Origin of the sequence: Amycolatopsis sp. NPDC001319, from assembly GCF_042896185.1 — a bacterium.
Taxonomy (GTDB): Bacteria; Actinomycetota; Actinomycetes; order Mycobacteriales; family Pseudonocardiaceae; genus Amycolatopsis.
Map to the genome: position 1 here is coordinate 556,893 of NZ_JBIAWY010000001.1, position 23,386 is coordinate 580,278.

The window sequence follows — 23,386 nt, forward strand, 5'->3', positions numbered from 1 at the left end:
CCCTCCTTTTTCCTCTGGTGAGGCTCCTCCCGTTTGGGCAGACTGCACCGCCGTGTGCCTGTTCCAGGGGACGACGGGCGCGAAATCGGAGGAAACATGAGGCTCTTCACCCGGCTCGCGGTCACCGCCGCGGCCGCACTGGCCACTGTGGCCGTTACGAGCGTGCCGGCGTCGGCCGCGCAGACCACGGACGTCCGGATCATCACGCTGAACGACCTGCACGGCAACCTCGAGCCGCCGGCCGGATCGGCCGGCAAGGTGTTCATGGCCGACGGGACCAGTGTGGACGCGGGCGGCGCCGCGTACGTGGCCACGCACGTCAAGCAGCTCGAGTCGCAGGTGCGCAACTCGATGGTGCTCTCGGCGGGCGACAACGTGGGCGCGTCGCCGGTGATCTCGGCGCTGTTCCACGACGAGCCGACCATCGACTTCCTCAACGAGCTGGGCGTGAAGGCCTCCGTGGTCGGCAACCACGAGCTCGACGAGGGTTACCAGGAACTGCTGCGCATGCAGTTCGGCGGCTGCAACAAGACCGACGGCTGCCAGTTCCGCCCCACCTACCAGGGCGCGGACTTCCCGATCCTCGGGTCCAATGTGTACTTCACCAACGGCCTGCCCGCGCTGCTGCCGTTCTCGGTGCAGTTCTCCGGCGGCGTGCCGATCGGCATCATCGGCGCCACGCTGAAGGACCTGCCCTCGGTCGTCACGCCCGACGCCATCAAGGGCCTCAAGTTCGGCGACGAGGCCCAGGCCATCAACCGCACCGCGAACCTGCTCGACCTGCTGGGCATCAAGGCCCAGGTCGTGCTGCTGCACCAGGGCGACGAGACGCTGCCCGGCGCCGGTCCGAACGACTGCAAGGTGGCGCCGGGCGGCGAGGCCGACGTCATCGCGAAGAACGTGAGCCCGAAGGTCGACGCGATCTTCACCGGCCACAGCCACCAGCAGTACAACTGCGTGATCAACGACCCCGCGGGCCAGCCGCGGCCGGTGATCCAGGGCGCGTCGTTCGGCCGGCTGCTGTCCGTCGTGGACCTGAAGATCGACCTGCGCACGCGCGACGTCATCCGGTCGCAGACCAAGGCGCACAACGAGATCGTGACCCGCGACGTGACGCCGGACCCGGCCGTCGCCAAGCTCGTGGACGAGGCCAAGACCAAGTCGGGCCCGATCGCCAACAAGCAGGTCGGCACCATCACCGCGGACCTCACCGCGGCCGGCGCGCCCTCGGGTGAGTCGACGATGGGCGACGTGATCGCCGACGCGCAGCTCGAAGGCACCAAGTCCAACAACGCGGTCGTCGCCATCACCAACCCCGGCGGCATCCGCGCTGACCTCAACTACGCGTCTTCGCCCAACGGCGAGGGCGACGGCGTGGTCACCTACGGCGAAGCGTTCACAGTGCAGCCGTTCGCGAACATCATGCAGACGATCACGCTCACTGGCGCGAACCTGAAGAACGTGCTGGAGCAGCAGTGGGGCCAGCCGGGCGGCACCAAGATCCTGCAGATCTCGAGCAGCCTGCACTACACGTACTCGGCCTCGGCGCCGATCGGTTCGCGCGTCTCGAACATCACCGTGAACGGCACGCCGGTCGACCCGGCCGCGACGTTCCGCGTGTCGGTGAACAACTTCCTCGCCGCGGGCGGCGACGGGTTCACCGAGTTCACGAAGGGCACCGACCTCGCGGGCGGTCCCGTGGACCTCGACGCGCTGATCGCGTACCTCGGCGCACACCCGGGCGTCACCCCGCCGCCGGCGGACCGGATCACGATGGTTCCGTAGTTCTGTTCCGAGTAGCCCCGCCCCTCTTGCCGTTTCGAGGGGCGGGGCTCTCGTTTTTCAGGCTTTTGGGGGCTCATCGCAGATGAGGGTGGACTGGGAACTTTGACACGGCGACGGTGTCGCAGCTGCTGGCCAAAAGTTGCCGCTGCTCTGACTAATGGCCGTGGCGCGCCCAGGACGGGCGCCAGCTGTCGCTGTCTTGTCGGCCGGCGAAGTCGGCTTCGAGGAAGGCGAGCAACTCGGCCAGATCGGGCTGCCGGTTGTCGGTACGCCAGATGACCCAAAGCGGGAAGACCGGTGTGGGGTCGACGATCGGGATTCGTCGAAGGTCGTAGTGCGCGGGCCAGAGATAGCGGGAGCCTTCGCCGACGAGGTTCGCGAGTGTCGCCGACTCGGCGATCTCGGTCACCAGCACCTCGGCCCCGAACGCAGGGCCCAGGACGTCGATGGTGATCCCGAAAGTGGCGGCGAGCTCGTCGTAGTAGGCCGCGACTTCGTCCCCGCTGGGCAACCCTGGCATCCAGATCGGGTGATCGGCGAGCTGGCGTGGGGTCACAGACGGAGCATCCGCAAGCGGGTGCTTCGGGCCGACCAGAAGCTCGTGGCGGTCCTCGATGACCAGGGCGCTGGAGAGTCCCGTGCCTGAGAGTTGCCGCCTCGGGTCGGTCAGGCCGCGGAAGGTGGCGTCGACGGTGCCGCTCGCGACCGCCGCGAGCGCCGCCTCGAGGTTGAGGTCGGCCAATGCGACGACGTTCAGGTCGAGCGCGCGGCGTTGCTGGTAGAAGGCATGCAGAAGCGTGGCCGGTGCCGTCCGCCGGTTCCGTACGTCGACTCGGAGCGCTCGGCGTCCGGGCATCACCGATGCGAGGGCGCGATCCTCGGCCTGGAGCAGCTCGCGGGCGTGCGGCAGGAACGCCTGGCCGTCGACCGTCAGCGTGGCGCCGCGGGGCCCGCGGGCGAAGAGAACCACGCCGAGCTCACGCTCGAGGGCACCGATGCGCTTCGAGACGGCCTGCTGGGTGACGCCCAACTCGTCGGCCGCGCTCTGGAACTGTCCTTCCGAAGCGACCTGGAGGAAAGTCCGTACCGCATCGAGATCCACACACTCACCGTAGTGGCACAACGGGGAGTTGTGGCGCGCCGCCAGATCGGTTGTTACCTCCCACGTCGTCAGTCGGGATTGCATATCCGGAGCAGTACGGGCGGTTGTGGATACACGAGATGGAGGACCGACGTGGCACGCAGGAAGCTCGGGCGGCAGTTCGGATGGCTGTGGGCCGCGAACGCGGTCAGTGCCTACGGCTCCGGTCTCGGGTTCGGCGCCTTCGGCCTGATCGCCATCAGCGTCCTGCACTCCAGCCCCGCCGGCGTTTCCGCGCTCTCGTCGGCAAGCCTCATCGTCGGTGCCCTCGTCGCTGTCCCGACCGGGCCCTGGATCGAAACCCGACGCAAGCGGCCCGTCATGATCACGATGGATCTGCTGCGCTTCGCCGCGATGGCGACCATTCCGCTGGCCTACTGGCTCGGCTGGCTGACCTACGTGCAGCTGTTGCTCGTCGCAATCGTGGTTGCCGCCGCCAAGATCGGGTTCGCCACCGCCGGCGGCGCCTACCTGAAGTCGGTCGTGGCCCGCGACGACCTCCTGGCAGCCAGCAGCCGCTTCGAATCCACCTTGTGGAGCTCGATCGCGATCGGCCCGCCGCTGGGCGGCGCCGCGATCGGGCTGTTCGGCTACACCACCACCGTTGTCGCCGATGGCCTGAGCTACCTGCTCTCAGCGCTCGGCATCACCGCCATCGGCGGCCGCGAGCCGACTCCCGTGAAGGATGCGGCGAAGAAGGTCACCCTGCGGGATCTGCCGGACAGTTGGCGGTACCTGCTCAGCCACCCGCGGCTGCGTCCGGTATTCCTGAACCGCCTCGCCGTAGGCGGCCTCATCATGGCGCAGGAACCGATGGTCGCGGTGCTCATGCTGCGTGACCTCCACTTCGCGCCGTGGCAGTACGGACTCGCCTTCGCCGTACCGTGCATCGGCGGATTCGTCGGCTCGCGCCTTGCCGGTCCGACAGTCGCCAAGTACGGCGAGCACAAGGTCATGTGGCTCGCGGCCATCGGCGCGGTCCTCTGGCCGATTGGACTGGCGTTCATTCCCGCAGGCATCGCCGGACTGCTGCTGGTCATGGTCATCGAGTTCGGTGTCATCGTGCCGATGAGCCTGTTCAACCCGGTGGTCGCGACCTTCCGGCTCAAGCACATCGAGCACGAGCGACTCTCACGGACGCTGTCGGCGTGGCAGATCAGCAGCAGCCTCGCCACGGCCTTGCTCACGCTCGTCTGGGGCGTCCTGGCCGCGCTGACGTCGACGAGGATCGCGATCGGGCTGGCCGGCCTTCTGCTGCTTGCCACGCCCCTGCTCCTGGTCCGGGCTGCGACATCGCGCGACAGCGCCCCTGCGCGCACCGGGGCACCCGGCGAGCGCCAAACGAGGCCGCTCATCACTGAGGAGATGTGACCACCCGCCATACGGCGGCGGGTCCGAAGGCAAGCGGCTGCTGATCGATGACGGCAGAGATCTTGTCAGTCCGGCGCGGTTGTGCTCAGGCCCGTGCGGGACTGGGCCAGTCTCCCGGGTTGCCGAGCGAACGCCTGGACGTTCCGGCCGTCAGTCGATGAGCTCGGGTTCCAGCAGGCTCATCAAGTACATGTCGTAGTACTTCCCATCGCTGCCCCGGAAGCACTCGCGGTGCCGGCCGTCCTCCACGAAGCCCACCTTGCGGTAGACGTGGCGCGCGCGTTCGTTGTCGGCGACCACCCACAGGGCGATGAGGTGCAGGCGCATCACGTTGAAGCCGTAGCGGCACATCAGGCGCATGGCCTCGGTGCCGTAGCCGCCGTTCCAGTGGTCCTTCTCGCCGATGTAGATGTCGAGCTCGGCGCGGCCGATCTCGGGCTCGGCGTCGCGCAGGTCGATCACGCCGAGCAACGCGCCCGATGCCACCGACTCGATGCCGAGCACCACGTGCTCGTACGTGTTGACCTTGCGTTCCTCGCAGCGCTTGCGCACCTGGTCCAGTGAACGCGGGTGCGAGCCGGTCATGAACTGACCCACCTCGTCGTCGTGGATCCAGCGGTACAGGGACTCCGCGTCCGACGGCTCGAGCGCCCGCAGCCGCACCAGCTTGCCCGAGAGCACCGCTCCCCCTCACTCCCGCCGCAGCAGCAGGAAGTCCTCGACCCCGACGAGCCCGAGGAACTGACGCACCCCGGGCGGCATCGGACGGCGGGACCCATCATGCACGAGCCGTGGATCGGTGACGCGCCATTTTTTGCCGCGCGTGACGAGCTCCGCGTGGCCCGCGGCCAGCACGTTCTTGACCCAGTCGGTGTCCGGGCCGTAGGTGAGGGCGACGACGAAGCCGTCGTCGGTGCGGAAGACGTTCAGCGGGGTGCGGAACTCCTTACCGGACCGGCGGCCCTGGTGCACGACCAGGCCGAAGCCGGGCAGCCACCCGACGAACGGTCCCGTGACCCGGTTGGTCACCACGCGGTTGAAGTGGGCGAGACGTTCTGGCAGCACCATCCGCCCAGGGTAATCCAACGTCCGTGGAATTAGCGCGTTTTCGGCCCGGTGCGAGGCCGGTTCGCACGTCTGGTGGGATGTTCGCGGACGCCGGCACGACGCGGGGAGAAGAACATGTCGAACGACTGGCCGCTGCGACAGGACCCGGAGTCGCCCGTGATTTTCGCGCGGGCGCTGCTGGAGGACCCCGCGCAGCTCGCGTTCGTGGTCCTCGACGATGACGACGACTGGTTCATCAGCGACGGCGCCGAGTTCGACGAGGACATGGACGTCAACCGCGAGCAGTTCGGCGCGGTCCCGCTGCGCGAAGCCGTCGAGCTCATCCCGCAGCTCACGGCGCTGGCGTCGCTGCCCACCGGCATGGCGGCCGACTGGGACCCGGAGCGTTCGGCGTGGCTGCTGAGCTCCGTCGCCGACTCCGACGACGAGGCCGAGGACCGCGAGATCCGCGAAGCCCGCATCGCCGCGTGGCAGCACCCGGGCTCGCCGGTGGACGAGGTGCAATTGTCGACCGGGCTCACCGAGATCGTGACCGGGGGTGACGCGCCCGTACGCGCCGTGCGCCAGGTCGTGCGCGAGGGTGACGGCACGTGGCTCTTCGTGGGCTTCGAGGTGCCGGAAGCCGAGGACTTCGAGGTCGAGGGCCTGGAGCTGGAGCACGTCGTGAGCCTGTACCCGGACGTCGTGAACGTGCTGCAGGCCGCGCCCGGTCAGGTCTTCGACCGCGCGGAGCCGGGTGCCGAGTGGGAGCTCGTCGAGGGCTGAAGTTTTTCCGCGGCGATTGTCCTGGCGCGTTGGGGGCCGTTCGTCCTTAGAGTGTTAGCCGGCGAACGGCGCCGGTCCGGACACTCATCAGGAGCAGCCATGCCCACCTATGCCGCGCTCATCTACTCCGCCGACGTGGACCCGACGCAGCCGGAAGCCGCGTCGATGATGAAGGACTACAACGAGTTCGGCGCGGCCGCCGCGGCCGTGATCCGCGGTGGCCAGGCTCTGTACCCGACCGCGACGGCCACCACCGTCCGCGTGAACGGCGGCAAGGGCGGCGACATCGTGACCAGCGACGGCCCGTACGCCGAGACGAAGGAAGCCCTCACCGGCTTCTACCTCATCGAATGCGCCGACCTCGACGAAGCCGTCAAGGTCGCCGCTCAGATCCCGGCCGCGTGGGACGGCGCCGTCGAGGTGCGCCCGATCGTCGAGTTCTCGTGACGGTCGCCGGTGACACGCTGGCGCGGCTCATCCGGGATGAGGGGACCCGGGTGCTCGCCACGCTCGTGCGGGTCATCGGCAGCGTGGACCTGGCCGAGGACGCGGTGCAGGACGCCGTCGTGCGGGCGCTCGAAACGTGGCCCCGCGACGGCGTCCCGGACAACCCGCGGGCCTGGCTGCTCGTGACGGCGCGGCGACGCGCCGTCGATGTGCTGCGCCGCGAGGCCAAGCGCGTCGGGAAGGAGGCGGACGCGATGCCGCTCGCCGACGACGACCCGCCGCCCTCCGTGATCCGCGACGACCTGCTGCGCCTCGTGTTCACCTGCTGCCACCCGTGTCTGTCGGTGGACGCGCAGGTCGCTTTGTCGCTGCGGACACTCGGCGGTTTGTCGACCGCCGAAGTCGCGCGTGGACTGCGCCTGTCCGAGGCGACGGCGGCGAAGCGGTTGACGCGGGCGAAGCAGAAGATCGCGACGGCGGGGATCCCGTACCGCGTGCCGGCGGCCGAGGAGCTGCCCGAGCGGCTTTCCGGTGTGGCGGCGACGGTGTACCTGATCTTCAACGAGGGGTACGCGGGCGTGCGCGATCCGCTGGTCGACGAGGCCGTGCGGCTGGCGCGGCTGCTCGCGTCGCTGATGCCGGACGAGCCGACGGTGCTGGGGCTGCTTGCGTTGCTGTTGCTGCACGACGCACGCCGGTGCACGCGCGTGGCCGACGACGGTTTGCCCGTGCTGCTGGCCGATCAGGACCGTTCGCTGTGGGACGCGGCGCTGATCCAGGAGGGTGTTTTGCTGGTGGGGCGCGCTTTGCGGCGCACGCCTTCCGCGCCCAACCCCTACGTGGTGGAGGCGGCGATCGCGGCTTGTCACGCCTTGTCGCCGACGTACGCGTCGACCAACTGGGACGCCGTGATCTCTTGGTACGACGTGCTTTTCACCGTCCGCCCGAGTCCGGTGGTGTCACTGAACCGCGCCGCCGCGATCGCCGAACGTGACGGGGCCGCGGTGGCGCTGCCGCTCGTGGACGCGTTGGACGTGCTGGCGGACTACCCCTGGTGGCACGCGACGCGCGCGGAACTGTTGTGCCGCTTGGGAAACCTCTGCGAGGCTCGTGCCGCTCTCGAACTCGCCGAGGCGACGGGCCTTGCCTGCGGCCACGCGGCTCTGCTGCGTCGCCGGCTGGGTGAATAGGGCGGTCTTGACACGTTCGCGGCCCGGCGCGTTCGATGGTGCCACGCCCTGCGGCCGGTGAACACGCCCGCGCCCAGGGCGCCCAACTTTCTTTGCAGAGGGGGCCCATGGCCGAACACCCCAACGCGACGCTCATCCGCCGCGGTTACGCGGCCTTCTCCGCCGGCGACGTCGCGGCCCTGTCCGAGCTTATCGCCGCCGACGCCGTGCAACACATGCCGGGCCACAACGTCTTTTCGGGCGACCACAAGGGCCGCGACGCGATTCTGTCGATGTACGGCCAACTCGCCACCCGCAGCGACGGCACCCTCCGCGTGGCCCTCGAGGAGGTCTACGCGAACGACGACGAGGTCGTCACCGTCTACCACTCCACCGGCACCCGCGGCGACAAACACCTCGACACCCGCCACGCGCTCGTGTTCCGGATGCGCGACGGCCAAGCCGTCGACCTGCTGGACGTCTCCCAGGACGAATCCTCCGACGACGCTTTCTGGGCGTGATCACGATGTCCGTGCTCATGCTCCTCCGCGTCCCCGGCAACGGCGCCTAGTTCGAGAAGGCCGCCGCCTCCAACCCCGCCCGCATATCGACCATCATCGCCTCCGCCCGCGCCCACGGCCTCCAGTCCCACCACTTCTGGGCCGACGACAAGGACATCCTGGTCGTCGACGTCTGGCCGGACGAGGCCTCGTTCCAGGCCTTCTTCTCATCCGAAAGCGACCGCATCGGCGCCCTCATGGCGGCAGCCGGCGTCACCACCCAGCCGACCGCGACCTTCTACCACAAACTGGACATCGGCGACGACGTGTGACTCTGTCTACGTGGATCGACCCTCTTGGTGAGCTCCACCCAGGTTCCGGCCCACCCACTCGAGACGGCGATCTCTTCGAGAGCTCCGGTGGGGAGGAAGAGTTCTCTGAGGCGTTTTTCTGCTTCGGGGTCGCCTTGTCGGATGCGCTCTTTCAGCTGTTCCAGCTCGGTTACCGCGTCGCCGACGGAGCGGTAGCTGCTCCAGGCCGTGTCGTGCTCACCGGTGCGGAGGATGTGCAGGAGGTCGTCGATGACTTCGCAGAGCTGCTCGCCACGCGTCATGGGAGGGATTATCCCCTGGTTGGTGGTGGCGGTGAAATAGCAGTGAGGGTGTTTCCCGATTGTCGGAAAACACCCGCACTGCATTTGTGGAGCGGATGACGGGAATCGAACCCGCGTATTCAGCTTGGGAACCAGCCGTTGACACCTGAAAAGTGCCCCTGACGTGCGGACGGGCATGTGCGCGGGGTGCCTCTGTTGACCGTGGTTGACCGGGGCGTGTTGTTGGCATGTTGCTGGGAGTTTCCCCAGAGCCCAGGGGATGAGGAGATCACCGGGCTGCTGCTCCCCTGATCTCCGAAGCGGTGCCGGGTCCAGGGCAGCGCCCTGGCCGCCGGAGGCCATCACGGGGGTGTGGTGCCCTCGGCTGTGAGGATGATCCGGTGGGTGCTGTCGAGCAGTCGGGATACCGTGTAGTGGCTCGTGGTGCCGATGGCGGGCGGTGTGCCCAGCCAGGTCACCCTGGCCCAGACGTCGTCGAAGCGGACCGTGTACCACCGGTTGCTTCTCGCGATGTTGCTGACGGTGCCGGTCACCGTTGCGCCCAGCGCGTACCGGGCTTTGATGCTTGCCCACTGTTCGTTGTCAAAGCCCCAGTGAGCGGCCTGAGGGTTGCGCCAGCGTCGGTCGAGCGGCCAGAGTCGCGGCTGGCACCTGTGCGGCTTGTCGTAAACGCTCTCGTACAGGTCGTGGCGGAGGACTTCGAACTGAACGACTTCTCCGACGGGTAGCCAGTCCTTGTGTCGCAGGTGCTCGCTGTCGACGAAGCCCAGCACGCCCGCCCCGAGGTCGGCCATCAGGCCGGTGCGCTGATTGGGATTGAGGTAGTTCCTGATGGGCGCGGAGATGTGATCGCCGATCGGAAACCGCTGGATGACCGCGTCGATGTTGGCCGGTTCTGCCATGTCCTGACTGTGCCACTTGGCCCTTTGGATCGACAGGTCGGATCGCTGGCACTTCGCCCTTGAGGTGTTCGAGTTGGCGTCGAAGATGCCGGACCGGTGGGCCGCAATGGTTCTGCTCGCGGCCTTCACGTCGCTGCGCTACGGAGAGGTGACCGTGTTGCGGCGGTGCGACCTCGCCGAGGACGCGAGCACGGTTCGGGTGACGAGGGCGTTCGTCGACGTCCCGGGACAAGGGCTGCTGGTCGGTCCTCCGAAGTCGCGGACAGTGATCGTTCCGCAGGCAGTTCGGTCGTCGCTGCTGAAGCACCTGGCGCTGTTCGTGGAGCCGGACGACGAGGCGCTGTTGTTCACCGGCAAGAAGGGGGACGCGCTGCGCCGGCCGAACTTCGCGCAGCTGTCCAGGTGGACGGAGGTCGTGGCGGGCATGGGGTTGAAGGGCCTGCACTTCCACGACCTGCGGCACGCGGACAACGTGTGGGCGTCCAAGGCCGGCATGTCGACCAAGGATCTGATGGCGCAGATGGGTCACGACGGCATGCGGGCGGCCCTGATCCACCCGCGGGCGACGGATGAGGCGGGCGAGCGGATCGCCGAGACGTTGTCGAAGCTCATCGAAGCGCGACGGCGGGAGAAGAAAGAGCGCGGAAATGGAGCCGCCGAGTGATGTTGCTGGGATGTTGTTGGAACGGTGCCTAGAAAGCCAGAAGGGGTGCTTCCCAAACTTGGGAAGCACCCCTTCTGAGCTGCAAGAACAGTTCTTGGAGCGGATGACGGGAATCGAACCCGCGTATTCAGCTTGGGAACCAGGGTGATCATGCTCGACAGCGGCCCTGACCTGCGGTTCCGCCTGCCTGGTGCTGGCCCCTGTTGACCGTGGTTGACCGGCCTGAATGGCACGGCAATGGCACGCCGCCGCCTGACCCACTCCCCTCCCTTCACCCCGATACGAAGCCCGCACGCGGCCGGTGGCGCCGGGTCAAGGCACGCTTTCCCGCCTTGACGCGGTGTCGCCGGCCGTTGTCACGATCCGGCTTCGGGGTGGAGCCTGGTGACCTCCGTGTCTAACGCTCGCGGCTCTATCGGTCTCCCAGCTTGCGGCTGAGGGTATCCATGGCGCCGGCCAGGTCAGCGGCACCTCGGAGGGTGATGGTGTCGTCCTGCATGTATTTGAGCTGGTGGAAGACGGCCAACAGCCCCTCTGCGGTCGCAAGGCTGATCGGGTCGGCGGTACCCCTGCCCTGCTCGATGGCTTGGCGTGCGGCTGCGGCGTGGACTTCTGCGGTTACGCGGTCGGACGTCGGCATGAAGTCGACCTTGCCAGCGGGCCTCTCCGGCGTAACTAGGCCGATGAGCTGATCGTCGCCAGCGGGGGCGCGCTGCACGGTGCTGCGCCGTCGGCGGGCTGCCCGGCGACCGGCGGCCGAAGCGGAGCGGCAGGCCGTCCGTGTCGCGATCGGGCGGGCCCGCCGTACGCGTGGCGACGTGCGCGCCGCCGCTGGCGGCGCCTTGATCCCATAGAGCCAAGTTCGGCAAGCACCCGAAAGCTATCTCGACTAATCCGGATCCACTGACGAAAGCTGCACGAGTGAATACGTTACCGTTGTCTCGCCAACTACCTCGTCTAGAACGGATACTTCAAAGAGGACCACGTCATATGGATCGTCCAGCGTCGCAGAGTGCACGGCAGAGAAGGCCCTGTCATCAACCTTGCCCTCGTAGGTATCACCGGTACCCTCATCACGCAGACCGAAAATTCTGCGCTGTGTGTCTCCCAGATAGAGAGTCATGCGCCCGCGAATCTCTCGAACATCATCGTCAGGAACTAGATTGGTCAGTATGCTCACAAGCGTTCGCAGTCTTTCCGGCGAAAGCTCGCGCGAGAAATATGACATATGAGCGCCGGCTGCAGCTACCGTAGCGCCACCGTTAGTATTGGCGAGCCCTGTCACAAATCGCCTAAAACTTTTTGCCGCTCGTGGTCGCAGTGCCGCAAGCTTCTCGCTGAGCTGACTTCGATCAAGTTCGGCGTCGAGGAGATCCATTAGGCTTTTTGTTGACCGCGTAAAGAGCGCTTCGCCAAACAGGTCATCATATGTACTCGACGCGAGTTCGAGAACGAAACTAGCCGCAGATGCCCCCACGAGGTTACTGGCGGTCTGCTCGGCCACGTTGAAGGGTATCCGTCCAGATTGAGGCGGATTATCGTCGTGCAGTGCCAGGCCAATGTTGTCGTAGACGTTCTGCGTCAACAGCAAGAGTTCGCCTACGGCGCGAGATGAATACTCTGTCGCACGCATGTTGGGCGGGTCTATCTCGATGCGAAGACGGGTCCTATTCTCTTGAAGCGCCAGTCGTTCAATCTGAGACGGAGTTATGTGCGGCAGCGTTGCCACATCTAGTTCCAGTCTGAAATCTTCTCCAGGTAGCCAATCATCAATAAGGTCCCCTGGCTCCACTGGGGCAACAGTATCGTTATCGTCAACAGAATGTGGCAACGACACTACATACAGAATGGATTCGGGTGACGTAAACGCTTGGCGAACAGGGATGCTGCCGGCGCGTACTAGGTCGAGTCTATGTTGAGATATTGGGACATAAAGCCAGAGATCCCTGGACTCGCCTTCCTCTGCCCAGGCTGATAAATACCTTTGATCTGTTAACGATTCACAGCTGAATAGGCGTGGACCGTCGTAGAATACGAACGTTTCCAATAGGCGCAGGTCGCCTAGGATCGATGAACGCGGAAGCCAACTCATGATGCGACGACCGAGAACGTCTTCCAGGCCTCATCGCCGACGGGACGCCACCATGTGTGATGGGAAGGAGTCCGCTCGGAAGGCGTGTGTTTGGACAGGCCAGAACCGGCGATTTTGCCACGCGCTATGAGCTTCTTGCGGAGTGGCCCCACCGCCTGCCTCTGCTTCTTGCTCTCTTCAAGCTCTCTGTAGAGGCTAAGGCCCGCTGCCTTGCAGTCGTCGTCCCAGAACCGGGAGCGCACTCGGCCAAGTGCGAGCAGCTCGTGGTGGTTGTAGAAGTCGCTCTCCGTGATCGACTCGGCGCCGACGAACCGATAGAAGTCGCCGTTAGGTGGGGTCACAGCATCCTCCGGAGGGCAGGACGGGGGGAAGGTCTCTGGCCACTCCGTCATGCAAGGTCCCGTCCGTCATGCCGCAAGTATGCGACCCACCACCGACAACTTCACCGATCGTGGTGGCACGACCCTCCGTTAACGATCGGGTGATATTGAGATCAACCTGAGTCCAAGGGTTACGGACGGAGCCAGATGATGCCTAGAGGCAACCAGGTGACATCTTGATCGCCAGACCCCCATTGGCAGCTCGATTGGTCCGTTAGGAGTAGCAGCTCAGCTGCGCTTGGTCGCGACCTCGTCAGACCAAGCGTTGGTCGTATCCTGCTCGCAGCAGTCGTTCGTACGCACCAACGACGCTAAGTGGCATGGCCTGGGTCACGGCGAAGCCTTGTTCGGCATAGACATCGATTCGCTGAGTATCGCCGACGAGCATGTTGATGACGCGGTTGACGTCGCCGATGCTCTCGATGTATTCGTCCAGCGGCAGTGGTCGTGACGCGCAGATGATGTCGACCTCAGGCCAGAGCTTCTTGCAGGTCGCGTAGGCGCGGCGCTGCTGGTACGGGCGCGAGATCAGCGTGACCGACTTGACCTCGATCCCCCGTGCCTCAAGCAGCTGCCGACTGAGCGTGATGTTGTCCCCAGTGTTCCGCGCCTCCTGCTCGACCAGGATCGCGTCATCGGGAACCCCCAGTTCCAACGCGTGCTCCCGGTAGTGCACAGCCTCCCCGCGAGGAAACCGGTCGACAGTAGTAGGCGCGTTCGCCCCGGTGAAGACGATCCGCGGGAAGTACCCCTGCTGATACAGCTCCGCAGTGAACGTGGCGACGCCGAGATCATGGCTCCCCAGACCGATCCCGACATCCGTGGGCCGGAGTTCGTGGTGCATGTCGTGGTAGTCCCAGAGCGTTTGGACGTCGGCGCGGAGGTTGGCCGGCAGGGTGGTCGAGCGCTCGGGCATGCAGAGACTCCGAAGTCAGTCGGGGAGCTTGAAGGTATACGACCAGGAGAAACGGCTCGCGGCGTGGATGCCACGCGCGAACTCGACGACGCGGCCGTCTGCGGTGAACGTGCGGCGCTGCAGGACCATGACGGGTTCGCCGGCCGGAAGCTCTAGCGTCTCGATCTCGTCGGGCGTCGGCATACGTGAGTAGAAGGTCTCGCTGATCGTGTCCGGTTCGAGGCCCTGCAGCGTGAGGACCAGGAACCCGCCACCTCGACCGGCCGGCCCTGGGGTGTCGTCGACGAGGCGAGTGCCCTCGACGTCTTCGGGCCGGTAGTAGCTGGAGAGGGTGTGCGTGGGGTGGCCGGCGTCCTTGACCAGGCGCGCACGCTCGTAGACGAGTGAGCCGACGTCGACGCCCAGGGCCTCGGCGATCTCCTTGTCGGCCTCGACCTTTGAGACGGTCTGCGTCTGGTCGGTGGGCTTCCACTCGCGGCCGGACGCCTCGCGGTCGGCGATGAACGCAACCGTGTCGCCGTACTTCCACTTGCTCTTGGCGTAGCGGTCCGTGCCGAGGCGCTTCATCGGCGGGCGGGCGCGAACGACGGTGCCGCGCCGGCGGATCGGTGTCACCAGTCCCTCGGCCTCCAGGACGCCGACGGCTTTGCGGACCGTGTTGACGTTGACGCCGTACTCCTCGGCCAGCTCCTCTTGCTTCGGCAGCGTCGAGTCCGGGGCGTAGTCGCCCCGCTGGATCGCGTCGCGCAGGCTCGCGGCCAGCTCGCGGTACCCAGTGCCCACGTGGTCCTCCTCTGTCGGTCGATAACGCTAGCGGTATCGGCTTATCATGGTCTACTGAGCGTGTTAGAGATAGTTCTATTGACAAGTTGATCGTCGCGGCCTCTAATAGAACTACTTCTAACGGGGTGGATGGTCCCACAGGGACCCCAGAGACCAGACGTGACGACAGAAGGGGCAACCACCATGGCGATCAGCAAGGGACACCGGTTCGCGATCGACTTCGACGAGGCTTTCCCGCTCGGCCTGGTGCTGGTCGGCGAGGTCGCGCCGGACAACGAGTACCAGTCGCGGGAGGACCGGGCTGCGGGTCGGCCCGCTCGCCAGCGCGTTGACGAGACCACGGGCAAGCGGCAGTGGAAGGCGACGGTCACCGACCCGAACGAGACCAACTCCAAGCGCGCGTCGTTCGACGTGACGTTCCTGGCAGACGTGCAGCCGGTGCCGACGACCTCCGAGGCGCTGCCGGGGATGCGGCCGATCGAGCTGGAAGGGCTCACCGCCGAACCCCGCGTGGCCGGAAACGGGGAGTTCAAATACCAGTCCTACGCCTTCCGCGCGACCGGATTCAAGGCCAGTGCCAGCGCAGCGAAGCCGACCCGCAACGCCTCGACTGAGTCGGCGCAGAAGGCGGCGTGATGAAGCGGGTCCCCGCCGGGGTCGACTTGGTGCAGGCGTGGGAATACGCCTACCGCCGGTACGGCGCTGCGTCGGAGTTCGCGGCTCGGGTGGGCCGGGGAGACCACGGTGGGGCTTCCGCGATGGCGGACGCGTCGTGGTCGGTCGCTTCGGCTTGGCGGGCGCTCGCAAACAACCGGGACGACTTGGAGTGGTGGCTCCTCGCAGCCGTGGAGTCGGCCGCCGAGGCGTTCGAGGACCAAGCACGGTATTGGCAGCAACAGGAAGGACTCGACGGTGGCGTTCAACGCGACCTGGACCCCGGGAGCGGAAGCGGTCGCCGGGATGCATCAGCTTGGTTCGACACCGCTTCCGGGGCTAGTGCTGTACCTCGCCCCGGACAGCCTGGCGATCACTCCGCCGGCCGACCCGGCCCAGTGGCCGAGGTTCGTGGAGTTCCTTCGCCAACTCCGCGACGGGGCGGAGCAACTGGCGGCCTCGCTCGACGCGCGGGGAGGCCAGACGCATGACCACGATGGCTGAGCCGACGACGTTGCTCGAAGCCCACGACGTCGCCAACGCTCGGCGCCCCGCACCGGGTGCAAACGCCTCGGCGTGGCTGGCTTTCCACCAGGCGAACGCGCGCATGTATCGAGCCGTCGCGGGTGTGGACCGCTGGCACCACCACGAAGCCAACTACTGGGCCGGATTCGAGGAACGCCAGGCAACCGCAGTGTCCGAGCGGATGCAGGAGGACAAGACGGAGCGTCGTTAGTCCTTTGTAGAGGAAGAAACCAAGAACGCGCGTGAGGACGTGCGGCGCTGAAGCGCGCCCTCATGCGGTGGTGTGAAAAGTAAGGCGCAGAAGCGGAAACCGGCTACCAACCATGCCGCTCCTGCGCTGTCCACAACCAGCGGAAGTGAACAATGACAACGCTAAACGATGGTAATCGGCGCGTGTCAACGGGGGTCACCCGGACGCGTTGCTGCTCCTGCAGGCGATTCGCGAAGCTGCTTCCCGGCGAGACGAAGTGTGCAACGTGCTCGGGAATGCTCCCCTTGAACCTCACGTCGCGAGGTGGTCGCTGATGTCGGCCGGATTCGTAGTCGTGGCAATGGCGGCGCTCGGCGTCGGTGTGTGGGTGTTGCACAAGGTCGGCCGTGCGCTGGCGTCGGTGGCGGAAGCCCTGGCGGCGGCTGCGGTGGTCTTCATCGCGCTCTGGTGGGTGTGCAAGGCAATCGTCTGGGCACTCGCGCAGCTCGTGACACGGTGGCGGACCAGCCTCGCCGTAGTGGCGGTCGTCGCGTGGTGTGCGGTGTTGGGTTGGATCTCTCTTGCTGCGGTGCTCGGTGGTGTAGCGCTCGTGCTTGGTGCCTGGCGGTTGATCGACGCGGTGTCGTTCGATCAGTGGTGCTGGCGGTTCCTGCGCTCGTGGTGGGCGCGGTGGTGGATGTACAACCGCAAGCTTCCGGCCTGGCTGCACGCCTGCGGCCTGTCGGTGCGTGATGGCTCGTTGCCGGTCGTGGTGGATGTCAACCTCCTCGGGCGTAAGGCCAGCCGCTCGACGTCTCCGAGCGCGACGCGGATTCCCAAGGTCCGCAAGGTTCGGTCGGGTGCCTCGTGGGACGAGGTGCGGGTGGAGCTCGTGGCCGGCCAGAAGCCGGAGGACTTCGACGAGGCCGCCCGGGCGCTAGCGGTGGCTCGCAAGGTCGCGCGGTGCCAGGTGCGAGAGGTCGCGCCGAACGTCGTCTCTATCGACTTTCAGCGTCACGACCGGCTCTCGTCGCTCGTGCATTGCCCGCCGCTGCCTGAGGGTGTTGAGGCCGGCAGGGTTGATTTGCGCAACGTATCGGCGGGTCGGACGGAGTACGGGAAGGACTGGCGTATCCCGCTCCTCGGCTCGGGCGCCCACACGCTCACGGCCGGGGCATCGGGTGCGGGCAAGAATTCGGTGATGTGGTGCCCGCTCGTCGCGGCTGCCTCGGCGATCCGCTCCGGCGTGGTTCGCATGTCCGGCATCGACCCTAAGGGGATGGAGCTGGCCTACGGGCGCGGGATCTTCTCTCGCTACGCGGTCACCGGCACGGAAGCTCTGGAGGTCTTGAACGGCCTCGTGGACGAGATGGAGTCACGTAAGCGGGCCTTCGCCGGGCGAGTGCGCACTATCCCGGTGTCGACGAAGTACCCGTTGGAGCTGCTGGAATTCGACGAGATCGGGGCGCTGACCAAGTACACCGACCGCAAGACCCGTGACGCCATCGTGGAGCGCGTGGCCCTGCTGACCACACAAGGTCGGGCGCTGGGCATGTCGGTCCGCGGCTACGTCCAGGAACCCACCAAGGACACCGTGCCGGTCCGGGAGCTGTTCACGCGGCGGGTGTGTCTGCGGGTGACCTCGAAGACGCACGTCGGCATGGTCCTCGGCGACGGTGCTTACGAGCGGGGCGCCTGGGCCAACCGCATCGGCGATTCCGCGGCGGGCGTGGGCTACGTGTGGGGCGAGGGCATCCGCGAACCCCTGCGGGTCCGTGCCGGCTGGGTGTCGGACGAGACGGTCAAGGCACTGGAGCAGTACGTCACCAACGGCGGTCGTGCAGATCTGGGCGCCCGTGGGATGGGGGTGGCTGCATGAACCGGCTGATGGTCTTCCTCGATGCGGTCCGCGACCACTTGGACCTGCACCATTTGCCGCCAGCGGCGTCGGTGACCGTCACCGCCTGGTCCGATCCGCTCGTCGTCCAGCTCGATGTGACCGACCTGTCGGGGGTCGCGGCCGGCCTCCTGCGGTGGGTCTCGACGCTCGACGAGGTGGCGGCCACGATCTGGCGACCTCGTTCAAGCGGCCGGGTCCACCTCGTCATCAACGGTCGGACTCCGTGCGGCGTCCCGGTGCAGGTCTACGGCGGGGTGCGGTTCGACAAGGTGACGTTCCCGGATCTGCCGGAAGGCGTTCGCCAAGACATGCCCGTTTTCGTCCTTCGGAGCTGGGCCGATGCCGGGGAGGTGGCTGCCTGATGGCCGAGACGCGCGCTGAACGGATGCGCCAGCCCCTCGCGGCTGACGTCATCAAGGCGACGGCGGAGAAACACGGCGTCTGCGTTCGACCCTTCACGATGGAAGTCGGCGACAAGGAAACCGGGGAGCTGCAATACGTTCCTATCCCCTGTGGATCCACTGTGGAATCGGTGTGCCTGCCCTGCGCCCGCAAGGCCAAGGCGCTTCGGCAGGTTCAGTGCCGCGAGGGCTGGCACATGACCGAAGAACCCGACCTCACAGCAGAGGACCCCACCGAAGACCAGACGGAGCTACTGACGTACCGCGCCGATCTCGTCGCGGCATACCGGGAGGTGGTGGACGACGATCCGGCCGAGGCGGAGGAGGTGCGGGCCGAGGTCGCCGGAGTGGATGAAGAACTTCGGCAACTCGGGGTCCGGGGCCGGCTGCCCTCCCTTGACCTGCCCCCGAAGAAGCCAGTGAAACGCTCGACCAAGCGTCGCCAGGACGCGCCCAACCTGCCCCGGAAGAAGGTCGCCAAAACGACCGTGGGCAGGGAGTTCGCGGGCAAGTTCCGGCCGTCGATGTTCGTCACGCTCACCTGCGACACCTACGGCCGGGTGCGCTCGGACGGCACGCCGGTTGACCCGTCGAAGTACGACTATCGCCGGGCAGCTCGGGACGCGGTGCACTTCTCCGCGCTCGTGGACCGGTGGTGGCAGAACCTGCGCCGGGTCGTGGGCTGGGACGTGCAGTACTTCGCCACGGTAGAGCCACAGAAGCGGACGGCACCGCACCTGCACACCGCGCTCCGCGGTTCGATCTCGCACGAGACCATCCGCATGGTCACTGAGGCGACGTATCACCAGGTCTGGTGGCCCAACCACGACCAGCTCGTCTACACCGACCGCCTGCCCACCTGGGATGGGCCGGAACGTGGCTTTGTCGACCCGGAGACACGTCGACCGCTGACAACCTGGGACGACGCCGTGGACGAGGTCGAGGAACCGGCGCACGTGGTGACCTTCGGGCGGCAGGTGCACTCCAAGGGCATCCTCGGCGGTACCGAAGAGGCCGGCCGTCACATCGGCTACCTGACGAAGTACCTCACCAAGTCCACCGGCGAGGTTGTCGAGGCAACCGGCGCGCCCCAGGCCGCTCACCACGACCGGCTTCACGCCGAGCTGGCCATCACCCCGTGCTCGCCGCGCTGCGCGGTCTGGCTGCTCTACGGCATCCAACCCAAGGGCGCCAACGGCAAGATGACGCCCGGGCACTGCAAGGGACGTGCTCACCGCCGGACCACCCTCGGGCTTCCGGGGCGCCGCGTGCTGGTGTCGCGGAAGTGGTCGGGCAAGACGCTCGTGGACCACAAAGCCGACCGCAAGGCCTTCGTGAAGCAAGCCCTCGCGGTCGTCGGGATCGAGAAGCCCGAACCCGATCCGGCCCGGCTCGTCTGGCGCAAGGTCGAGCCCACCGACGCCCACGTCCCACCTCGGGACCACCTTGTCATGCGTGCCATCGCCGAACGGATCACGTGGAAGGCCGAATACGACCGGGCGCTACTCGCGGCGGGGCCGCCAGAAACTTCGGCAAATCAGCTCGCGGCCTGATTCCGGAAGGGGGAACGGATGGAGACGAAGTACCTGACGGTCGATGAGGCGGCCGAGTACCTGAACACCGGCGTCCGGTTTGTGCGACGGCTGATCGCGGAACGACGGATCGCCTTTCACAAGGCCGGCGCGCACGTGCGGCTGGCGGTGCCCGACCTGGAGGAGTTCATGCAATTGGGACGCGTCGAGCCGATCACCCGCGCTTCGGTTCGCCGAGATCTCGGAAGGGCGGCCTGAAATGGCGAACAAACACGGCCATCGAGGATTCGGAAGTGTTCGGCAACTCCCGTCAGGTCGCTGGCAAGCCCGATATCCCGGGCCGGATGGCATCACGAGGACGGCGCCCAACACCTTCGATACGAAGCGGACGGCGGAACGTTGGCTGTCCGAGGTCGAAACGCAGATCGCGCACGGCGACTGGATCGACCCGGAACGGGCGAAGCGCAAGCTCCGCGACTACGCGGGCCAGTGGATCACTGAACGGCCGGGACTGCGCCCGCGCACGGTCGAGCTGTACAAGTGGCTGCTGCGCAAGCACATCGATCCCGGTCTCGGTGGGGTGGAGTTGGGCAAGCTCTCCCCGGCCTTGGTGAGGCAGTGGCGGTCGGATCGGTTGGCGGCGGGCGTTTCGGAGTCGGTGACGGCCAAGTCGTACCGCTTGCTGCGCGCGATCCTGAACACGGCGGTGGACGAAGACAAGATCCTCATGCGAAACCCATGCCGCGTTCGGGGCGCTGACCGGGAGAACCCAGACGAACGGCCGGTGCTCACGGTGCCGCAGGTGTTCGACTTGGCCAGTCGCATGCCGGAGCGGTTCCGTGCGCTGGTGCTACTCGCTGCGTTCGGTTCGCTGCGTTGGGGTGAGGTGACCGCCCTGCGCCGGTGCGACGTCGCCGAGGACGCGGCGTGGGTTCGGGTGTCCCGGGCGATGGTCGAGGTTCCTGGTCGTGGGCTCGTCGTCGGGCCGCCCAAGTCGCGGGCGGGTGTGCGCACGGTGATCATTCCAGCGGCCGTCCGGCCTGACCTGGTTCAGCACCTCAAGACCTGGGTCAAGCCACCGCAGGATGCGCTGCTTTTCACCGGGGAACGAGCCGGCCATGCGGTCCGCCGGCCGAACTTCAGTCAGCGGACCAGGTGGACGGAGGTCGTGGAGAAGATGGGCCTGAAGGGGCTGCACTTCCATGACCTGCGGCACGCCGGGAACATCTGGGCGTCCAAGGCCGGCACCTCGACCAAAGACCTGATGGCGCGGATGGGGCACGACGACATGCGGGCGGCCCTGATCTACCAGCGAGCGACCAGCGACGCCGACCAGCAGATCGCGGACCGGCTGTCCAAGCTCGTCGACCGGCACCGGAAGGGCATCGTGCCGGAAGACGACGAGGGTGAGGACGGCCAACCGGTTCCGGCCGGCTAATGGCACATTAATGGCACGCGAGAAATGTCAGCGAGACAAAACGAAAGCCCCAGGTCCACAGTAGACACCGTGTGACCTGGGGCTTTCGCATGAGAGCGGATGACGGGAATCGAACCCGCGTATTCAGCTTGGGAAGCTGATGTTCTACCATTGAACTACATCCGCAGTGCCTCGCCAGCTTACACGGGGGCGTGGTCCGTGTGTCCAGTGGGGCGTGGGTTGACGGCGCCGGGGGCAAGTGACAACACTTGTTGTCGGACGGGTGGCGACGCCGGAGGTGGATGTGGTGGACGACCCGGTGTTGTTCCGGCAGGGCGGGTTTCGGCTGGTCGCGCGGTTGCGCGGGGTCGAGGGGTTGCGCGCCGGGGATGAGCAGGTGCTGCGGCTCAGGGAGTTCGCGCAGCGGCAGGACGCGCCGGCGGATGCGTTGGTGGAGTGGTTCGGGCGGGATGCCGGGAATCGGGCGCGGTTCGAGCGGGCGTTGGTGCATGGGGTCGGCGCGGAAAGTGGCGCTGAGCTGCGCGAGTTCATGGCGGGCGTCGAGGCGACGCCGTATTGGGTGGATCGCGCGAGGCTGGAGCGTGGGGCGCGGGCGATCACGCGCGCGGGGTTGCTGGGGCTGTTTCCGCTGGGTGACATGTCCTTGATGGGCGGATACCTGGCGTCGCGGGCGACGAAGTCGTTGGTGGGGACCGGGGAGATCGAGTACCGGGCGCCGAAGCGGCTGGTGGAGACCGCCGCGTGGTGGATCGACGTCACCACGCCCGGGGCGATGGACCGCAACGCGGCCGGATTTCGGGCGGCGGTGCGGATCCGGCTGGTGCACGCTCACGTCCGGCGGGCGATGAACCAGCGCGAGGACTGGGACTACGAGCAGTGGGACCGGCCGGTCAACCAGGTCCAGACCGCGGGCACGTTGCTGCTGTTTTCGCTGGTCTACGTCTTCGGCACGCAGCTGCTCGGCCTCCGCTACACCGAACGCGAGCGCGCCGACATCCTGCACCTGTGGCGCTACATCGGCTGGCTGATGGGCGTCGACGAGGAACTCCTCCCCGCCGACGAGGACGACGCCTGGCGCTTGCTCTGGCTTCTCGCCGCCACTGAATTCATCCCCGATGACGACTCGAAACGCCTGGCCAAGGCCCTTGTCGAGAGCCATGCGGCGATTGGCGAGGGGCGCGGGGCTGCGGGGAAAGTGCTGGCGCACGTGAACGTGTCGGTGCACTCGGCGATCAGTCGGCTGGTGCTTGGCAAGGAGAACGCCGATTTCCTGGAGCTGCCGGATGACCCGGTCGCCCAGGCGGCGGTCGTGGCGGTGGCCGGGGTGAATTTCGCAGCGGAGACGGCCCGGCGGTTGATCCCGGGGGCGACGGCGTTGCAGGAGCTGCTCGGTGGGCTGGGGCGTCGGCGGTATTTGAAGCGGGTGCATGAGGTGTTCAAGGCGGATACGTCGTACGGGAGTGGCGAGCGCGCCGCCTGAGCTGCTGGTTCGGATTGGAACAACTGTCATCATCTGAACCAACCTGATCCAACCTGCTTCAAAGCAGACGTTAGGCTGCGTCCGTGCTGCTCAGTGACCGTGACCTCCGCAAAGAGCTCGATGCCGGCCGGCTCGGGATGGATCCGTTTGATGCCGCGATGGTGCAGCCGTCGAGCATTGATGTGCGGCTGGATCGGTTCTTCCGGGTGTTCGACAACAGCAAGTACACGCACATCGACCCGCAGTTGCAGCAGGACGAGCTGACCTCGCTGGTGGAGAAGGAAGGCGAGGAGCCCTTCGTGCTGCACCCGGGCGAGTTCGTGCTCGGGTCGACCTACGAGATGGTCACGCTGGCCGACGACCTCGCCGGGCGCCTCGAAGGCAAGTCGTCGCTGGGGCGGCTGGGGTTGCTGACGCACTCGACGGCGGGTTTCATCGACCCGGGCTTCTCGGGGCACATCACGCTCGAGCTGTCGAACGTCGCGAACCTGCCGATCACGCTGTGGCCTGGCATGAAGATCGGCCAGCTGTGCATCTTCCGCCTGTCCAGCTCGGCGGAGTTCCCGTACGGCTCGAAGGAAGCGGGCTCCCGCTACCAGGGCCAGCGCGGTCCGACGCCGAGCCGGGCGTACAAGAACTTCCACCGCGTGGACACCTGGCGTTAGACCGG

27 protein-coding genes, 1 tRNA gene and 1 pseudogene are annotated in these 23,386 nt (G+C 66.8%); 17 read left to right on the plus strand and 12 right to left on the minus strand.

Going from position 1 to position 23,386, the window contains the following annotated elements; translation table 11 throughout:
• Positions 1-96 precede the first annotated feature (96 nt).
• The gene (locus ACFY1H_RS02635) at positions 97-1,785 is read left to right on the plus strand and encodes a bifunctional metallophosphatase/5'-nucleotidase (RefSeq protein WP_366580127.1); all 1,689 of its coding nucleotides are present in this window, start codon (positions 97-99) and stop codon (positions 1,783-1,785) included.
• Between the two features lie 154 nt (positions 1,786-1,939).
• Here ACFY1H_RS02635 and ACFY1H_RS02640 read toward each other — a convergent pair whose 3' ends face one another.
• Positions 1,940-2,887, minus strand: a complete 948-nt coding sequence (locus tag ACFY1H_RS02640) for a LysR family transcriptional regulator (RefSeq protein ID WP_386944100.1) — start codon at positions 2,885-2,887, stop codon at positions 1,940-1,942.
• A 132-nt stretch (positions 2,888-3,019) separates the two neighbouring features.
• On the opposite strand from ACFY1H_RS02640, the gene ACFY1H_RS02645 reads away from it, so the two are divergent.
• The gene (locus ACFY1H_RS02645) at positions 3,020-4,297 is read left to right on the plus strand and encodes an MFS transporter (protein WP_386944102.1); all 1,278 of its coding nucleotides are present in this window, start codon (positions 3,020-3,022) and stop codon (positions 4,295-4,297) included.
• A gap of 150 nt (positions 4,298-4,447) precedes the next feature.
• Here the strand turns inward: ACFY1H_RS02645 and ACFY1H_RS02650 are convergent, their stop codons facing one another.
• On the minus strand, positions 4,448-4,978 hold the full coding sequence (locus ACFY1H_RS02650) for a GNAT family N-acetyltransferase (RefSeq protein WP_366580133.1): 531 nt from the start codon (positions 4,976-4,978) through the stop codon (positions 4,448-4,450).
• A gap of 9 nt (positions 4,979-4,987) precedes the next feature.
• A complete protein-coding gene (locus tag ACFY1H_RS02655) occupies positions 4,988-5,365 on the minus strand; it encodes a nitroreductase family deazaflavin-dependent oxidoreductase (protein WP_366580135.1) in 378 nt (125 codons plus the stop codon).
• Between the two features lie 114 nt (positions 5,366-5,479).
• Between ACFY1H_RS02655 and ACFY1H_RS02660 the strand changes: the two genes are divergently transcribed.
• The 4 genes from ACFY1H_RS02660 to ACFY1H_RS02675 all read left to right on the plus strand — a co-directional run bounded on the left by ACFY1H_RS02660 (position 5,480) and on the right by ACFY1H_RS02675 (position 8,267).
• Entirely contained in the window at positions 5,480-6,130 is a 651-nt protein-coding gene (locus ACFY1H_RS02660; protein ID WP_366580137.1) for a hypothetical protein, read from the plus strand.
• 99 nt (positions 6,131-6,229) lie between these two features.
• A complete protein-coding gene (locus tag ACFY1H_RS02665) occupies positions 6,230-6,577 on the plus strand; it encodes a YciI family protein (protein ID WP_366580139.1) in 348 nt (115 codons plus the stop codon).
• Positions 6,574-7,767 (plus strand): RNA polymerase sigma factor, encoded by a 1,194-nt coding sequence (locus tag ACFY1H_RS02670; RefSeq protein WP_386944105.1) that lies wholly within the window; start codon positions 6,574-6,576, stop codon positions 7,765-7,767. Before ACFY1H_RS02665 ends, ACFY1H_RS02670 begins: the two co-directional genes overlap by 4 nt.
• Before the next feature lie 107 nt (positions 7,768-7,874).
• Positions 7,875-8,267, plus strand: a complete 393-nt coding sequence (locus ACFY1H_RS02675; protein ID WP_366580143.1) for a nuclear transport factor 2 family protein — start codon at positions 7,875-7,877, stop codon at positions 8,265-8,267.
• A gap of 277 nt (positions 8,268-8,544) precedes the next feature.
• On the opposite strand, the gene ACFY1H_RS02680 is transcribed toward ACFY1H_RS02675, so the two are convergent.
• Both ACFY1H_RS02680 and ACFY1H_RS02685 read right to left on the minus strand, forming a co-directional pair.
• Positions 8,545-8,859: a hypothetical protein gene (locus ACFY1H_RS02680; protein WP_386944107.1), complete on the minus strand. Its 315-nt coding sequence runs from the start codon at positions 8,857-8,859 to the stop codon at positions 8,545-8,547.
• A gap of 341 nt (positions 8,860-9,200) precedes the next feature.
• The gene (locus ACFY1H_RS02685) at positions 9,201-9,890 is read right to left on the minus strand and encodes a hypothetical protein (protein ID WP_386944109.1); all 690 of its coding nucleotides are present in this window, start codon (positions 9,888-9,890) and stop codon (positions 9,201-9,203) included.
• On the opposite strand from ACFY1H_RS02685, the gene ACFY1H_RS02690 reads away from it, so the two are divergent.
• On the plus strand, positions 9,868-10,425 hold the full coding sequence (locus tag ACFY1H_RS02690) for a tyrosine-type recombinase/integrase (RefSeq protein ID WP_386944111.1): 558 nt from the start codon (positions 9,868-9,870) through the stop codon (positions 10,423-10,425). The genes ACFY1H_RS02685 and ACFY1H_RS02690 overlap by 23 nt on opposite strands.
• Positions 10,426-10,837: 412 nt before the next feature.
• Here the strand turns inward: ACFY1H_RS02690 and ACFY1H_RS02695 are convergent, their stop codons facing one another.
• From ACFY1H_RS02695 to ACFY1H_RS02720, 6 genes and pseudogenes are all read right to left on the minus strand, one after another.
• Positions 10,838-11,065, minus strand: coding sequence for a hypothetical protein (locus ACFY1H_RS02695; protein ID WP_386944113.1), 228 nt, complete (start codon positions 11,063-11,065; stop codon positions 10,838-10,840).
• 249 nt (positions 11,066-11,314) lie between these two features.
• Positions 11,315-12,217, minus strand: a complete 903-nt coding sequence (locus ACFY1H_RS02700) for a hypothetical protein (protein WP_386944874.1) — start codon at positions 12,215-12,217, stop codon at positions 11,315-11,317.
• 87 nt (positions 12,218-12,304) lie between these two features.
• Positions 12,305-12,517, minus strand: a pseudogene (locus ACFY1H_RS02705) (DUF6575 domain-containing protein); the annotation flags it as partial.
• Entirely contained in the window at positions 12,514-12,909 is a 396-nt protein-coding gene (locus ACFY1H_RS02710) for a hypothetical protein (RefSeq protein WP_386944114.1), read from the minus strand. The gene ACFY1H_RS02710 and the pseudogene ACFY1H_RS02705, both read right to left, overlap by 4 nt.
• A gap of 241 nt (positions 12,910-13,150) precedes the next feature.
• Positions 13,151-13,813, minus strand: a complete 663-nt coding sequence (locus ACFY1H_RS02715; RefSeq protein WP_386944116.1) for a YdcF family protein — start codon at positions 13,811-13,813, stop codon at positions 13,151-13,153.
• A gap of 15 nt (positions 13,814-13,828) precedes the next feature.
• Positions 13,829-14,596, minus strand: a complete 768-nt coding sequence (locus tag ACFY1H_RS02720) for a GntR family transcriptional regulator (RefSeq protein ID WP_386944118.1) — start codon at positions 14,594-14,596, stop codon at positions 13,829-13,831.
• Positions 14,597-14,779: 183 nt separating this feature from the next.
• On the opposite strand from ACFY1H_RS02720, the gene ACFY1H_RS02725 reads away from it, so the two are divergent.
• The 8 genes from ACFY1H_RS02725 (at position 14,780) to ACFY1H_RS02760 (ending at position 21,236) form a co-directional block, all read left to right on the plus strand.
• Positions 14,780-15,232, plus strand: a complete 453-nt coding sequence (locus tag ACFY1H_RS02725) for a hypothetical protein (RefSeq protein ID WP_386944119.1) — start codon at positions 14,780-14,782, stop codon at positions 15,230-15,232.
• Between the two features lie 276 nt (positions 15,233-15,508).
• Entirely contained in the window at positions 15,509-15,754 is a 246-nt protein-coding gene (locus tag ACFY1H_RS02730) for a hypothetical protein (protein WP_386944121.1), read from the plus strand.
• Complete coding sequence (locus tag ACFY1H_RS02735; RefSeq protein WP_386944123.1) at positions 15,738-15,986, plus strand: AMED_5909 family protein; 249 nt, start codon at positions 15,738-15,740, stop codon at positions 15,984-15,986. The genes ACFY1H_RS02730 and ACFY1H_RS02735 overlap by 17 nt, the downstream gene beginning before the upstream one ends.
• A gap of 313 nt (positions 15,987-16,299) precedes the next feature.
• Positions 16,300-17,844 carry an FtsK/SpoIIIE domain-containing protein gene (locus ACFY1H_RS02740; RefSeq protein ID WP_386944125.1) on the plus strand — a complete coding sequence of 515 codons (1,545 nt, stop codon included), beginning with the start codon at positions 16,300-16,302 and terminating at the stop codon, positions 17,842-17,844.
• The gene (locus ACFY1H_RS02745; RefSeq protein ID WP_386944127.1) at positions 17,841-18,227 is read left to right on the plus strand and encodes a hypothetical protein; all 387 of its coding nucleotides are present in this window, start codon (positions 17,841-17,843) and stop codon (positions 18,225-18,227) included. The genes ACFY1H_RS02740 and ACFY1H_RS02745 overlap by 4 nt, the downstream gene beginning before the upstream one ends.
• Positions 18,227-19,819: a replication initiator gene (locus tag ACFY1H_RS02750; RefSeq protein ID WP_386944129.1), complete on the plus strand. Its 1,593-nt coding sequence runs from the start codon at positions 18,227-18,229 to the stop codon at positions 19,817-19,819. Before ACFY1H_RS02745 ends, ACFY1H_RS02750 begins: the two co-directional genes overlap by 1 nt.
• Positions 19,820-19,837: 18 nt before the next feature.
• A complete protein-coding gene (locus tag ACFY1H_RS02755; protein ID WP_364169546.1) occupies positions 19,838-20,056 on the plus strand; it encodes an excisionase family DNA-binding protein in 219 nt (72 codons plus the stop codon).
• Position 20,057: 1 nt separating this feature from the next.
• Positions 20,058-21,236, plus strand: coding sequence for a tyrosine-type recombinase/integrase (locus ACFY1H_RS02760; RefSeq protein WP_386944131.1), 1,179 nt, complete (start codon positions 20,058-20,060; stop codon positions 21,234-21,236).
• 94 nt (positions 21,237-21,330) lie between these two features.
• On the opposite strand, the gene ACFY1H_RS02765 is transcribed toward ACFY1H_RS02760, so the two are convergent.
• A tRNA-Gly gene (locus ACFY1H_RS02765) sits at positions 21,331-21,401 on the minus strand.
• 118 nt (positions 21,402-21,519) lie between these two features.
• Between ACFY1H_RS02765 and ACFY1H_RS02770 the strand changes: the two genes are divergently transcribed.
• On the plus strand, positions 21,520-22,716 hold the full coding sequence (locus ACFY1H_RS02770) for an oxygenase MpaB family protein (RefSeq protein WP_366580543.1): 1,197 nt from the start codon (positions 21,520-21,522) through the stop codon (positions 22,714-22,716).
• A gap of 83 nt (positions 22,717-22,799) precedes the next feature.
• Positions 22,800-23,381, plus strand: a complete 582-nt coding sequence (dcd, locus tag ACFY1H_RS02775) for a dCTP deaminase (protein ID WP_366580153.1) — start codon at positions 22,800-22,802, stop codon at positions 23,379-23,381.
• Positions 23,382-23,386: the final 5 nt, after the last annotated feature.